This is a genomic window from Collinsella aerofaciens (genome assembly GCF_005844325.1).
GTDB classification, from domain to species: Bacteria; Actinomycetota; Coriobacteriia; order Coriobacteriales; family Coriobacteriaceae; genus Collinsella; species Collinsella aerofaciens_G.
The window spans coordinates 85,076-98,507 of record NZ_SPFY01000004.1; the positions used below are offsets into that span (position 1 = coordinate 85,076).

Annotated in this window: 15 protein-coding genes; 3 read left to right on the top strand and 12 right to left on the bottom strand. The window is 58.7% G+C overall.

Annotation, left to right across the window (positions count from 1 at the left end; genetic code table 11):
• Window positions 1-142 precede the first annotated feature (142 nt).
• From FGQ61_RS02525 to FGQ61_RS02535, 3 genes are all read left to right on the top strand, one after another.
• A complete protein-coding gene (locus tag FGQ61_RS02525; protein ID WP_117655139.1) occupies window positions 143-1,192 on the top strand; it encodes an inorganic phosphate transporter in 1,050 nt (349 codons plus the stop codon).
• Between the two features lie 67 nt (window positions 1,193-1,259).
• Window positions 1,260-1,883 (top strand): DUF47 domain-containing protein, encoded by a 624-nt coding sequence (locus FGQ61_RS02530; protein ID WP_117655140.1) that lies wholly within the window; start codon window positions 1,260-1,262, stop codon window positions 1,881-1,883.
• Window positions 1,884-2,162: 279 nt separating this feature from the next.
• On the top strand, window positions 2,163-2,693 hold the full coding sequence (locus tag FGQ61_RS02535; protein WP_138374473.1) for a nitroreductase family protein: 531 nt from the start codon (window positions 2,163-2,165) through the stop codon (window positions 2,691-2,693).
• A gap of 166 nt (window positions 2,694-2,859) precedes the next feature.
• Here FGQ61_RS02535 and FGQ61_RS02540 read toward each other — a convergent pair whose 3' ends face one another.
• The 12 genes from FGQ61_RS02540 to FGQ61_RS02595 all read right to left on the bottom strand — a co-directional run bounded on the left by FGQ61_RS02540 (window position 2,860) and on the right by FGQ61_RS02595 (window position 13,128).
• Window positions 2,860-3,534 (bottom strand): DivIVA domain-containing protein, encoded by a 675-nt coding sequence (locus FGQ61_RS02540; RefSeq protein WP_022094499.1) that lies wholly within the window; start codon window positions 3,532-3,534, stop codon window positions 2,860-2,862.
• Window positions 3,535-3,595: 61 nt separating this feature from the next.
• A complete protein-coding gene (locus FGQ61_RS02545; protein WP_040358293.1) occupies window positions 3,596-3,883 on the bottom strand; it encodes a YggT family protein in 288 nt (95 codons plus the stop codon).
• Between the two features lie 15 nt (window positions 3,884-3,898).
• Window positions 3,899-4,621 carry a cell division protein SepF gene (locus tag FGQ61_RS02550; RefSeq protein ID WP_022094497.1) on the bottom strand — a complete coding sequence of 241 codons (723 nt, stop codon included), beginning with the start codon at window positions 4,619-4,621 and terminating at the stop codon, window positions 3,899-3,901.
• A gap of 60 nt (window positions 4,622-4,681) precedes the next feature.
• Window positions 4,682-5,419: a YggS family pyridoxal phosphate-dependent enzyme gene (locus FGQ61_RS02555; protein ID WP_138374474.1), complete on the bottom strand. Its 738-nt coding sequence runs from the start codon at window positions 5,417-5,419 to the stop codon at window positions 4,682-4,684.
• A 119-nt stretch (window positions 5,420-5,538) separates the two neighbouring features.
• A complete protein-coding gene (locus FGQ61_RS02560; RefSeq protein WP_006234247.1) occupies window positions 5,539-6,396 on the bottom strand; it encodes a phosphate signaling complex PhoU family protein in 858 nt (285 codons plus the stop codon).
• A 92-nt stretch (window positions 6,397-6,488) separates the two neighbouring features.
• Window positions 6,489-7,292 carry a phosphate ABC transporter ATP-binding protein PstB gene (gene pstB / locus FGQ61_RS02565; RefSeq protein WP_089571588.1) on the bottom strand — a complete coding sequence of 268 codons (804 nt, stop codon included), beginning with the start codon at window positions 7,290-7,292 and terminating at the stop codon, window positions 6,489-6,491.
• A 12-nt stretch (window positions 7,293-7,304) separates the two neighbouring features.
• The gene (pstA, locus tag FGQ61_RS02570; RefSeq protein ID WP_006234250.1) at window positions 7,305-8,210 is read right to left on the bottom strand and encodes a phosphate ABC transporter permease PstA; all 906 of its coding nucleotides are present in this window, start codon (window positions 8,208-8,210) and stop codon (window positions 7,305-7,307) included.
• 3 nt (window positions 8,211-8,213) lie between these two features.
• Window positions 8,214-9,140, bottom strand: a complete 927-nt coding sequence (gene pstC, locus FGQ61_RS02575; RefSeq protein ID WP_117820381.1) for a phosphate ABC transporter permease subunit PstC — start codon at window positions 9,138-9,140, stop codon at window positions 8,214-8,216.
• A gap of 1 nt (window position 9,141) precedes the next feature.
• Window positions 9,142-9,978, bottom strand: coding sequence for a phosphate ABC transporter substrate-binding protein (locus FGQ61_RS02580; RefSeq protein WP_138374475.1), 837 nt, complete (start codon window positions 9,976-9,978; stop codon window positions 9,142-9,144).
• Window positions 9,975-10,775: a purine nucleoside phosphorylase YfiH/LACC1 family protein gene (locus FGQ61_RS02585; protein WP_138374476.1), complete on the bottom strand. Its 801-nt coding sequence runs from the start codon at window positions 10,773-10,775 to the stop codon at window positions 9,975-9,977. Before FGQ61_RS02585 ends, FGQ61_RS02580 begins: the two co-directional genes overlap by 4 nt.
• A gap of 210 nt (window positions 10,776-10,985) precedes the next feature.
• Complete coding sequence (gene ftsZ / locus FGQ61_RS02590; protein ID WP_022094491.1) at window positions 10,986-12,140, bottom strand: cell division protein FtsZ; 1,155 nt, start codon at window positions 12,138-12,140, stop codon at window positions 10,986-10,988.
• Between the two features lie 199 nt (window positions 12,141-12,339).
• Window positions 12,340-13,128 carry a cell division protein FtsQ/DivIB gene (locus FGQ61_RS02595; protein ID WP_249360916.1) on the bottom strand — a complete coding sequence of 263 codons (789 nt, stop codon included), beginning with the start codon at window positions 13,126-13,128 and terminating at the stop codon, window positions 12,340-12,342.
• Window positions 13,129-13,432: the final 304 nt, after the last annotated feature.

The window sequence follows — 13,432 nt, forward strand, 5'->3', positions numbered from 1 at the left end:
ACCCACGGTCAACAGGGCTAATATTCAATTTTAGTGCCAAAAAATTACTTCTCCCATCAGAACTCGGCAAAGAAACCCGTAGGAGGTGATACGATTTATCATGTTTTTGTAACGTGTCTGCAAACTTCGAGAAAGCCCATATATGGACGTAACGTTCTCAACCTTCCTCGGCCAAATTGTGTCGAACCCAGTCCTTGCCGTCACCGTGATCCTCGCGTTGGGCGCCATCTTCGTCAATGGATGGACCGACGCGCCCAACGCCATCGCGACCTGCGTCACTACGCGTTGCATGCCCGCCCGCGCCGCCATTCTCATGAGCGCCGCATTCAACTTCCTCGGCGTGCTCATCATGACGCACTTTAATGCGAGCGTCGCCAACACCATCTCACATATCGTCGATTTTGGCGGAAACAGCACCATGGCGCTCGCCTGCCTGTGCGCGGCGTTGTTCTCCATCGTCGTCTACGGCGCCACAGCGTCGCGTTTTGGCATCCCCACCTCGCAAAGCCACAGCCTTATCGCCGGCCTGACCGGTGCCGCTATCGCCCTCGGCGGCGCGAGCAGCGTCAACGTCCACGAGTGGATGAAGGTCATCTACGGCCTGGCGCTCTCCATCGGCCTGGGCTTTGTCATGGGCTGGGTCCTGTGCAAACTCGTCTCGATTCTTTTCGCCGCCGCCAACAGGCGACGTGCCAATGTCTTCTTTAAATACGCTCAGATTGCGAGCGCTGCGGCCATGAGCTTTATGCACGGCGCGCAGGATGGACAGAAGTTCATCGGCGTGCTCTTTTTAGGCGTGGCCTTCGCAAACGGCCAGACCAGCGTCGGCGATGCCGGCATCCCCATCTGGATTATGCTGCTGTGCTCGGCCACCATGGGTATCGGCACCAGCGTGGGCGGTGAGCGCATCATCAAGTCCGTCGGCCAGAGCATGGTTAAGCTCGAGAAGTATCAGGGCTTCTCCGCCGACCTCGCGGGCGCCGCGAACCTGCTGCTTGCCACCCTTACCGGCATCCCCGTGTCCTCCACACACATCAAGACCTGCGCCATCATGGGCGTCGGTGCCGTCAAGCGCCTCTCGGCCATCAACTTCGGCGTCGTCAAGGACATGATGTTCACCTGGTTCTTCACCTTCCCCGCCTGCGGACTCATCAGCTTTGTCATGGCCAAGCTGTTCATGATGTTCCTCTAGTCAAACCGAACGTCCATCTGGACCGCAACACTTCGCCCACCCGTCTTCGCCTCGAAAGGACCCACCCATGGCAAAGAAACCCGATTCGTTCTACTTTGACAACTACGTCGCCTGCGCCGACCTTGCTGTCCAGGCCGCAGAGTTGCTCATCAAGATTTTTGAGAACTTTGATCCCGCGCAGATCCACGACATGCTCGAGGAGATGCATGCGATTGAGCATGCGGCAGACAAGAAGCACCACGAGCTCGAAGACGCCCTGCTCACCGCCTTTATCACCCCGCTCGAGCGCGAGGATCTGGATCTGATGAGCTGCGCGCTCGACACCGTGCTCGACCGTATTGAGGGCGTCGTGCAGCGCGTCTACTTCACCAACATTCAGAGCATCCATCCCGACGCCATCGTCATCGCCCACAAGGTGACTGACGCCTGCCGCGCCATGAAAGACCTGATGGTCGAGCTGCCCAACTACCGCAAGTCCAAGACCCTGCGCGAGCTGGTCATCCAGATCAACACCATCGAGTCCGAGGCCGACGAGCTCTACATCAACGCCATGCGCAACCTGCACGTTAACGGCAAGGATCCGCTCGAGGTCATCGCTTGGCGTGACGTCTACGCCTTCCTGGAGTACTGCGCCGACTGCTGCGAGAATGTGGCCGATGTTGTGGATTCGATTGTCATGAAGAACAGTTAATTGGGGGTACGTGTCCCGGCGGCGAAGGGCCGGCCACGGTTTGCTTTCTCACTCCGGCTGCTTTGCAGAGTCGTTCGAAAGTAAACCGTGGCCGGCCCTTCGCCTTACGTACCACCATTGGAACTTTGGCTGATAGTTAGAGCGCAATGGGGGGTTGGCCGAGGGGGCCTTTAATACCCAATTGAACACTTTGGTATTCGGTGGGCGTTTGGGTGGATGGGGGTTTGGGTACCCTTTGGTTTACCTTGGATTGATTTGCTGACTTTGGAGGGTTTGGTTATGGGGTATTTGGATCTGGCTCGGGGTCGGTATTCTTGTCGTGAGTTTGAAGATCGGGCTGTGGAGCAGGCTGTGGTGGATGCCATTGTTGAGGCTGGGCGGATTGCTCCTTCTGCTTGTAATAATCATCCTTCTCGTGTGATGGTGCTGGATACGCCTGAGCTTCTGGAGAAGGCTGCTGCTTGTCAGCCTCGGTTTGCTCGTGATGGATCTATCTTTGGCGCTCCGCTCATCTTCCTTATTTGTAGCGTTACCGAAGACGCTTGGGTGCGCCCGTATGACCAGATGAATTCCAGTGAAATCGATACGTCCATAGTGTGCGATCAGATGATGATGGAGGCCACCGAGCAGGGCCTGGGAACGTGTTGGGTATGCCATTTTAAGCCTGAGGTGGCGCAGGAGCAGTTCAATCTGCCCAAGGGCGTCTATCCCTATCACATGCTCGTCTGCGGATATCCTGCCGACCACATCGCCGATTCCGAGCATCGCGAGGCCCGTACCATTCCCCTCTCCAACTTCCTCCTCAAGTAGATTTTGGGACATGCCCTAAAACCTATCCTTGACCGCTCACCGGTTCGCCGAGTTCTGCGCCACTATGTGCAGGGCTCGGTTTTTTATGTTGCGCGCCCCGGTACAGTCATAAAAAAGGACCCGCAAGCTGCGGGTCCTTTCTAGGCACTAAATTGTAGGCCGAATGTTAGTCCAGGTCGTCGGCAGCGAAGTTGTCGATCGGGGCGAAGGGATCGGCCACGGGGACAACCGGGTCAGCGACGGGCAGCGGCTCGGCGGGAACAGTCACCGCAGGAGAAGCGGCAGAACCGACCGGCGTGGAGGCCATGAGGTCGGCCGGGAAGGAGTTCTGGGCATCGTCCATGAAGTGCTGGATGAGCTTGAGATACTCGGCCTTGAACTCCTCACGAGAAGCCTTGAGACGATCGATCTCCTCGAGCTCAGCCTGCTTTTCGGTCAGAGCCTGGCGGATAACCTCGCGGGCCTTGGCGTCAGCCTCGTTGCGAATACGCTCAGCGTTCTCATTGGCATCGTTGACGATGGTCTCAGCGGTCTGCTGGGCAGCGATCAGGGCAGCGGAAATCTGGCGCTCCTGAGCGGAGAAGTCAGGGGCGGGAGCAGCCACGGGGGCGGCAGGAACGGCCTGGGCGGGGGCATCCTGAGCCTGGGCAAGCTGAGCCTGCGCATCGGCAAGCTGCTGCTCGGTAGCAGTCAGACGACCCTTAAGGTCGACGATCTTAGCGAGCATAGCGTCAACCTCAGAGGACAGCGTCTCCAAGAAGACGTCGACCTCGGCAGGATCGTAGCCACGCTTGGCCTCAGAGAAAGTCTGAGCCTGGATGTCTGCAGGGGTAATAGCCATAACAAGTCTCCTTTTTCATCGCCTCGGCGCTACACGCCCGACGTAAGTTACTAAGTCAGTTCTACACGAGTATACCTATAAGAAGCTGCAGAACCAGCCTCTGCACCAACTGCAACGCAATAATCGCAACGACCGGCGAAAAATCGATACCGCCCATCGGCGGGATGAAACGACGGAACAGGTTGAGCCACGGACCGCACACGCTATCAAGCACCGCGGCAATATCCTGAAGCAAACCACCCTGCTTCATGGGAATCCACGTCATAAAGCAGTAGACGACAATGAGCGTGGAATAGAAGTTGAACAGCGTGTTGACCAGCTGGACGATAGTGTAGATGTTGATGGGAATCTCCTCGTCTTGTCTTTACTTAAGGTAGCCGTCCGCACGAAGCTTCTTGAGATCGGAATCTTTGACCTCGCAACCGGCGGGCAGCACCATGAACACGCGGTCGCCCACCTCCTTGACCGTGGCACCCAGACCGCAGGCAAAGCCGTAAGAGAAGTCCAAGACGCGCTTGGCAACTTCGGTGCGTACGCCCACAAAAATCAGTGCGACAGGCTGCTTGGTGCGAACGCGGCGCACCACGGTCTCCACGTCGTCATAGCTCTCGGGGCGCAGGACATAGGCCGGCAGCTGCGGTGTGGCGTTGATGATATTGCTCGCATAGGCCGAGGCATCGCTCGGTGCAGGCGCGGGCGCAGCGGCGGCACGGGCGCGGGTGTTCTCGGCGTAGCTAGACGGCGTGTCATAGGCACCAGGACGATAACCGCTCGCAACACTGTCCTGCGAGCGCGAAGGCGGGTTATACGTTGTGGCATGGCGAGAGTCATCGCCGACCAGCTGACCGGAGCGCGTATACACGGCAACCGACTCAGCTTCACCGCGGCGCGTCTGACCAAGCAGGCCGTTGCTCGGCTCGTCTTGGGTGTAGAAGCCCTCGCCCGAAGCACCACTGTAGCCGTTGCCCTGATAGCCATCGTCGTAGCCGTCATCGTAGCCGTAGTCGTCGTCCTGGCCATAACCCTGGTCGTAACCCTGCTGGCCGCCCAGGTGCATCTTATTTTTAATCTCGTCAAGGAAGCCCATGGTTGTGTCCTCTCGCGGTTTAGTGCAGGCGCCCCGATAATCAGTGCGCACTTCAGAGCCTTATTTTACTGCAAACTCCGGGCTAAATACTACCCTGCCCAGGCGAACGAGCGTAGAGCCCTCCTCAAGGGCAGACTCAAAGTCCTCGCTCATACCGCAGGAAAGCTCAGGCAGGTTCAAATCGGGATGCGCCGCCTCCAGCTCATCCCTCAGCTCACGAAGCCCCGCAAAGGTGCGGCGTGCCACATCCTTATTCCCCCGGGGCGCCATAGTCATAAGCCCCTGTACGAAAATTCCCTCAAGTTCTGCAAGCTCACCCGCGGCGGCGCGAATCTCATCGGGTGAAAAGCCTCCCTTCGACTCCTCACCACTCACATTGACCTCAATGAGCACACGCTGGGGGCCGACGAGCTCGCCTGCCTCAATCTTGCGAACAGCACGGCTCGAGATCGCCTGCGCCAGATGCAGCGAACCCACCGAGTGAATCAGCTCGGCTGAGCCCAGCACCGCATTGATCTTATTGGTCTGCAGGTTGCCGATCATATCGAAGCGCACCTCGGGCAGCTCCGGATGCTCCGCCAGACCCGTGAGCTTGCGAACCAGCTCCTGCGGGCGGTTCTCGGCAAAATGGCGATACCCCGCCTGGATGGCGGCAACGGTCTCATCGACACCAACGGTCTTGGACACGGCAATGAGGCTCGCGGCGTCGTGGGGACGGCCCGCGCGATCGAGCGCCGCATAAAAACGTTCCAGAATCTGCTCGCGGCGAGCGCGCATCAAGTCCAAATAGTTATCCATTGCCAATCGCCTCCGCTGACAGCCAAACAAGTAGTCCCATGCTAACGCAAGAGCGCGGCCCCGCATGTGCAAGGCCGCGCTCACTTAGGTATTTACAATCTTTCGACGAACGGGGTTACTTACTCCTCGTCGTCCTCGCCATCGTCCTCATCCTCAAGATGATCGAGCAGGTAGCGAAGACCCTCGCTGACCTCGTTAACGGGCACCTTGGCAACGTAGCGTGCATCGACGGCGGGCCTCATGATAACACCCTCGCCCGAAGGCACGCGCATGCTCTCGAGCTCATCCTCATCAGTGCAGGCGATATCACCGGCAGTCATACGCTGTCCGGTCAACAGGAAGGTCAGACGGCAGGCGGCATCGATGGAAATCGAGGCGATGCGATCGAGATAGCGCGATACCATGATGGCGCGGCGCAGGTCGTCATAGTTGCTGTCGTCGTCCATAAAATCGCCCGTGTCCATGCGGTTAAAGGTGCGGAAGAACTTCTCGTAGGCGGCGTGCACTGGCTCGTCCTCGACGGCCAAGTTGCAGATGATGGACATGTCGTTGGTGACGAGCGCAGAAAGCGAAGAGCCCAGCACCTGGTAGACGGCCTCAGCCTCGGCCTCGACCGTGCCGACAAGCTCCTTGGGCAGCGAGATGTCGGCCTTGATCATATGACGCGTGGCGCGGCAAATCTGGCGAACCTTATCGGTCATGCGCTGCAGGTTAAAGTCGACGTAGATGATCGTCTGCAGCAAGCGGAAGTCGGAGGCGACCGGTGACTGCGTGGCAATCAGGTTGTAGCAGACGGCCTCCAGGTTGGCGCAGCGTGCGTCAATCGAAAGCGTGCGCTTCTTGGTCTTGGTGGCGAGCTTGCGGTCGTCGGTCACATAGGCCTTCACGGCATCGTGGAGGGCCAGATCGACGGCCTCGTAGATGCTCAGCATCTCGTGACGGGCCTCGATGAGCTGACGGGAAAACAGTTTGCGCATGGTTCACTCCAATCAGTTGGGTGCGGTCATGCCGCCCGCACAGTGAATACGCACCGGACCAGATCCGATCGGCTTGGGACTAGTCGCACCGATCAGCCAAAGCGGCCGGTGATATAGTCTTCCGTCCGCGAGTCCACCGGGCTGGTGAAGATCGCGTCGGTTTGACCATACTCGATGAGCGTAGCGGGCTCGCCGGCAACTTCCTGCAAGAAGAACGCGGTGTAGTCACTGATACGAGCTGCCTGCTGCATTGAATGCGTGACGATGATAATCGTCATCTCGGGCGCCAGCTCGGCCATCAGATCCTCGACCTTAGAGACGGAAGTGGGGTCGATGGCGGAGCAGGGCTCGTCCATCAGGAGGACATCGGGTTGCACCGCAAGCACGCGCGCGATGCACAGACGCTGCTGCTGACCGCCCGAGAGCGCCAAACCATCCTTGTTGAGCTGATTGGATACCTCTTTCCAGAGGTTGGCGCGCTTGAGCGATTCTTCCACGATGTCATCGAGGTCGCTTTTGCTAGTCACGCCCTGCAGACGAGGGCCAAAGGCGACATTCTCGTAGATGGATTTGGGAAACGGGTTGGGCTGCTGAAAGATCATGCCCACGCGACGACGGAGATCGACCGGATCGACACCCTCGGCATAGATATCGTTGCCGTCGAGCGTCATGGTGCCCTCGACGCGCGTGCCCTCAATCAGGTCATTCATGCGGTTGATGCAGCGCAAAAACGTCGACTTGCCGCAGCCCGAAGGGCCAATGAAGGAGGTGATGGCGTTTTTGGCGATGTTGAGGTCAAGCCCCGTCAGCGCATGAAAGTCACCGTACCAAAAGTTGAAATCCTTGGCCGTAATGGCCGCTTGCTCCAGCGTGGGAGCGGACTGATAAACGGACATGGGACTCCTTAACTAGCGACGCTTGCGCGACAGGAAGCGCGCAAACAGGTTGAAGGCCAGAATGATCACCATCAGCAAGAGCGCGGTGCCATAGGCTGCGTTCATGTTGATGCCGTCGTTGGCAAGCAGGTACAGGTGAACCGTCATGGGACGGCCGGAATCGAGCGGCGAAATAGGTAGATTGATGGCCTGGCCCATGGTGTAGAGCACCACCGCGGTCTCGCCAATGGCACGGCCGATGGCGAGGACGATACCCGTGGCAATACGGCCAAAGGCAGAAGGAAGCACGATCTTGGAGACGACCTGCCACTTGGTGGCGCCCAGGCCGTACGCACCCCACCGGATATAGCGCGGAACGGCGCGAATGGCCTCTTCGGTGGTGCGCATGACGATGGGAAGCATCAAGAGCGCGAGTGCCAGGGCGGCCGAGACCATCGAAAGGCCCAGACCCATAGCCTCGACAAACAAGGCGTAGCCAAACAGGCCCATAACGATGGAGGGCACCGAGGCCAAAGCGTCAGCAGCGTAGCGAATGAGCTCGACGACCTTGCCCTGCTTGGCGTACTCGGCCAGATAGACGGCTGCCAGCACAGCGATCGGCGTGCAGATAAGCATGGCGAGTGCCGTCACATAGACGGTCGAGACGATTGTGGGCCAAATTCCGCCCTCGGCGTTGACGCCCTGGGGCCAACCGAAGATAAAGTCGAGTGAGATATGCGGCAGGCCGTTAATGACCACGTAGGCGATGATAGCGACCAGCACCAGCGTGGTGATGTATGCCGCGGCACGGAACACGCCAAGCATGATCTTGTTGGACAGGTCCTTGTTGATGCGGCCCTTCTTGCCGTGGGAAAGGGCACGCTTGATGCGCTCGCGCGACGAGGTCGTATCGACCGTCGTGTCAACGGAATCGGACATAGCCTACCCCCTCTTCTTCTTGGAAATCAGACGGACGATGCCCACCAGCGTGGCGGAGATGATAAACAGGACCACGCCCATGCCGAACAGCGCCGAGCGGTGCAGACCCGAGGAATAGCTCATGTCGAGTGCGATCTGGCTCGTGAGCGTCGAGATAGGGCTCGCAATGCTGTCGGGAATAACCGGGGCATTACCCACGACCATGAGCACGGCCATGGTCTCTCCGATGGCACGGCCCATACCCAGCACGATGGCATCCACGATACCCAGCTTAGCGGCAGGTAGCACGACCTTATAGATGGTCTGCCACTTGGTGGCGCCCATGGCATACGATGCCTCGCGAATGCCCATGGGAATGGAATTGAGAGCATCGATGGTGAGTGTGGTGATGGTAGGAACGATCATGATGGCAAGCACGAACCACGCCGTCAGCGCACCAAAACCAAGACCACCGGTCAGTTGCGCGATAAACGGACGGATGATGATCATTCCAAAGAAGCCATAGATGATAGAAGGGATGCCGGCCAACAGGTCAACGGCAGGGCTGATAAGCTTGCGCACGCGCTTGCCGGCGATCTCGACCAGGTACACGGCCGTGCCCACACCTAGCGGCACGCCCATGGCGAGCGCACCGACGGTCACCAGACCTGAGCCGGCAAGCAGCGACATGATGCCGTAGTGGCCCTCAGAGGGCGCCCACGTAAAGCTAAAGAAGTCCGCCAGACCGATGTCGGTAAAGACGGGCAGCGCCGAGTACGTGGTAAAGACAAAAATCAGGATGACGGTAACGACCGCCAAGAACGCACAGGCAAAGAAGATCCACTGCAGCGCCTTCTCCTTGATATAGGTACTGCGCGATACGAGCGCCAGCTCGCGCTTCTTGGGTGCCTGAGCATTCTGCTCAGTCTGGGAGTTTTCCTGTGCTTCCATGCTACTCACTCCCCTTCTCGTCGTTGGTGACGGGAATAAAGCCCGCCTCGCGAATCTGCTTGTCCATCTTTTCGGACGTCACGTAGTCGATGTAATCCTGCGCCTGCTGCGAAGGAGCACCCTTCACAAAGAAGTAAAGGTCGCGCGAGATGGGATAGCCGCCGCTCGCGACCGTCTTCTCGGACGCCTCAACATGATTGACCGAGACGGCCTTGACCGAGGTCTTGGCGTTGAGGCTATCGACGAAGCCCAGCGAAATGTAGCCAATGGCACCGCGCGAACGAGATACCACGTCGCGCACCTGGCCCGTGCCCGAAAGAACGGCCGAGCGGCGATCGAACGGCGTGCCGTCCATCACGATGGTACGGAAGGCCTCACGCGTGCCGGACGCCTCATCTCGGTTGATAACCTGAATCCTCAGGTCCTCGCCACCGACTTCTTTCCAGTTGGTGATCTTGCCGGCGTAAATATCGCGGAGCTGCTCGGTCGAGAGGTTATCGACCGGGTTATCGTCGTTCACGATGACCGCGATACCGTCGTGGGCAATGACGATGGGAGTCAGGCCCAGATCCTGTTCGTCGGCATTGAGTCCACGGGAGGAGCTGGCGATATCGGCCGTGCCGGCGCTGACGGCCTCGATCCCAGCGGAAGAACCCAAACCGGAAACGAGCACGTCGATGCCGGTCTCCTCCTTAAAGCCCTCGGCCGCAATCTCGGCGATAGGAAGGCAGGTCGTGGAGCCGGCCACGGTAATGGAAGAGCTAGAAGATCCCGAAGAACAGGCGCACAGCGTAAGCGTAAGCACAGCGGCGCTCAGGACCGATACGATCTTTCTCATAGCATCACGCCGATCGCAGCATGGCGCCCACAGGTGCCGTCCTCGTTACGGTAGGAATAAAAGCGGTCGTTCTGACGCACGGTCGAAAGCTGGGTATCCACGATATTATCCGCGTCGACACCGACATCTACCAGCGCCTCGCGAATGGCAGCGGAAAGATCGAGCATGCGAGAGGTATTCGCATCGATGCAAGAGAACTCGGCGGCAAAGCGATCCATGAGTTCCTGGGATACCTCATATTCGTCACCCAAGATATGGGGGCCGATATAGGCGGAAACGTCGCTCGCATCGCAACCGGCAGCATCGCAAAGCGCCTGGCACGCCTTGGCGGAAATACGTGCAATCGTGCCCTTCCAACCGGAGTGCACCACGGCAAATCCGCCGGGGGCCACCAGCACCACGGGAACGCAGTCGGCAAAGCAGAGCAGCACGGGCACGTTATGCGCCGTGCAGACGATGGCATCACAGCCCTCGGCAATCTGCTCGCGAACGTCCTCAAGGTCATCGGCGCCGTTCGAGGTCACCGCAACGATATGATCACCATGGACCTGATTGGGAACGAGCAGGTTGTGCTCGCACTCGGCGGCACCCATAGCCTCGAGCGCACGACGACGATTTTCTTGAACAGCAAAGGGGTCATCGCCAACATGCGAGCCCAAGTTGAGTGAGGAGTACGCATCTTCGGAAACGCCACCGGCACGCTCGGTGAAGGCAAAGCGAACATCGGATGTCGCGCCCTCCACCAACGTAACTCCATCATGGTCGACACGCGAAACTTTGTCCGCACGTGCTGCCATACTAAAGCCTCCTAATAACACAAGTACCGCGGCATCGCCGCTACAGCCCGCGTTTATACGGCTGTCATACTTCTCTAAAAGGATACCTGCTGCGCTGGAGGCAATCGTAAAGGGAACGTAAAGAGATTGGAGGTTCTAGTTTACAAAGTCGAAATAAAAAGGGCGCGTCCATACGGACACGCCCCTGTGCACAACAATGCAAAGAACGACTTAGAAGCTACCGCGCTTCAGGAAGTCGGGAAGCTCGAACTGATCGTTGCCGAAGTTAGGAAGCTCGGTGCCACCGACGTTGCGGGTCGGAGCGGCCTGAGCCGGGCTCGTGGCAGGAGCGGTGCGCTGCGGCTCAGCGGAGGCAGCGGCCTTGCTCTGAGACTGCTGAGCAGCAAAGAGCTCGTCCTGACGGTTGACGTTGGAGTCGGAGAAGCCCGTAGCGATGACGGTGATACGCACCTGATCGCCCAGGGACTCGTCGACAACGGTACCGAAGATGATGTTGGCCTCGGGGTCGACGGCGTTGGCGACAACGTCGGCGGCGTCGCTGATTTCCTGGATGCCCAGGTCCTTGGAACCGGCGATGGAGAGCAGCACGCGCGTGGCGCCATCGATGGAGCTCTCGAGCAGCGGGCTGGAGATGGCCTGCTGGGCAGCGTCGACGGCACGGGTGTCCCCAGAAGAGGTACCGATACCCATCATGGCGGTACCGGCCTGCTTCATGATGGTCTTAACATCGGCGAAGTCCAGGTTGATGATACCGGGGACGGTGATGAGGTCGGTGATGCCCTGGGTGCCCTGGGAAAGGACGCCATCGGCAATCGCGAAGGCCTCGAGCATGGTGGTCTTCTTCTCGGCGATGTCGAGCAGCTTATCGTTAGGGATGACGATCATGGTGTCGACGCAATCGGAGAGGGTCTTAATGCCCTCCTCGGCGCTCTTCTTGCGCTTGCGGCCCTCGAAGGTGAAGGGCTTGGTCACGACGGCGACGGTCAGCGCACCGACCTCGTTCATCGCGATATCGGCAACGATGGGAGCAGCGCCGGTACCGGTGCCACCGCCCTCGCCGCAGGTGATGAACACCATATCGGCGCCAGCGAGCGCCTCGGCAATGTCGTCGCGGGACTCATCGGCAGCCTTGCGGCCAACCTCGGGGTTGGCGCCGGCGCCCAGGCCGCGGGTAAGGTCGGTGCCGATGTGCACCTTGATATCGGCATCAGAGATCGCGAGTGCCTGAGCATCGGTGTTGATGGCAACAAACTCGACGCCGCGGATGCCCTCTTCGATCATTCGATTGACCGCGTTGGTACCGCCGCCGCCGACGCCGACCACCTTAATGACGGCAAGGTAGTTGTTGATCTCTGTCTCGTGCATGTCGGTCCTCCGAACAAAGGTTATAGCCATAGCATGGGTCGACCCCTGCGCACATTAACCTTCAGGTTGAAAGTAAATGCAAAGGTAAACCGTATTATGGTTGCACATTATGAACGTATCAGTCAAATAATTGACCGTGAAAACCAAACAAACCAGATAAACGGCGTGGTATGGCCCCTCAACAAAGCATCAACCAGCGCTACGAGGTCGGAGCATTCCTAAATGTGTAGTTGCCCGGAGAGCGCACATTGATATACGTTACGCCCTCTACCTGCGAAAGCAACTTGGTGACTACGCGTTCCTTCTTGGCGATATCGTCCGAATCGCCCAGCGACACCTCAATGCCGCTATTGAGGTTTGCCGAGATGGCTTCGACCGAAGGCGTGGAAATATCCTTGACTTGTCCCAAGAACTCGCTCGAAAAACCACGCACATAATCCAAGCCGGCCTTAACGGCCTTGGAGCTCACCGCCTGGCCGGAAACCGGAGCGACATCCGCCGAGACATCAGTCAACAGCACCGCGCCATAATGCTTAGCGAGCGCCAGTGCGGCATCAATGCCGGTCAAGGTATTTGAGCCCTGCCCTGTCGTGATGACGTTGCCCTGATCGTCCACTTCGACCGACGTCGACAGCGGGGCGATCCAGGTGTCATCATCCCCGATGGCCCAGGCAAGGTCATCGGAGCTGATGTAGGCAATTGCAATGACCTTGCGCTCCATCGGCGTAATGATGAGCGTATGCGGGAACTGACGCTGGACATCCACGCCCGAGACCCACGGGTTCTGCTTGAGATCCTCGGTAATCTGGTCGGGATCGACGTTAAAAAGCGACGTTCCCTCGGGCAAATCGATCAGCTGGATAGCATCGTGCTTCGTCACATGCTCGCTGCCTTGAATCTGAATATCAGTGGCGGTAAACAATCCAGAGTTAATCACCACGATGGCAACGACGACGAGCACGGCCAAGGCGGCCAGAACTCCGCCCACGATTTTGCCTTTGCCTGCAACGACAGAAGCGGCGTCTGATGTTTTATTTGCCATCGCCCCAAGTGAAGACAACGGGTTTACGCCTTTTTTACTCAAAGGCTTCTTGGCGGTAGCCGGCACCGATGTCAGCGAGCGCGGTTTCGATGCGCCCAGTGTGCGACCTGGACGCGCCGCTTTAGTTCCCGTCGAGGGCTTAGGAGTTGCCATGGGGCGGGCAGGCTTGGCGCCCATAACAGGCTTTGACGTCACCGAGGGACGCGAGGACTTTTTTGCAGCCGGACGATTACCGAGCTGCGAGCCGACG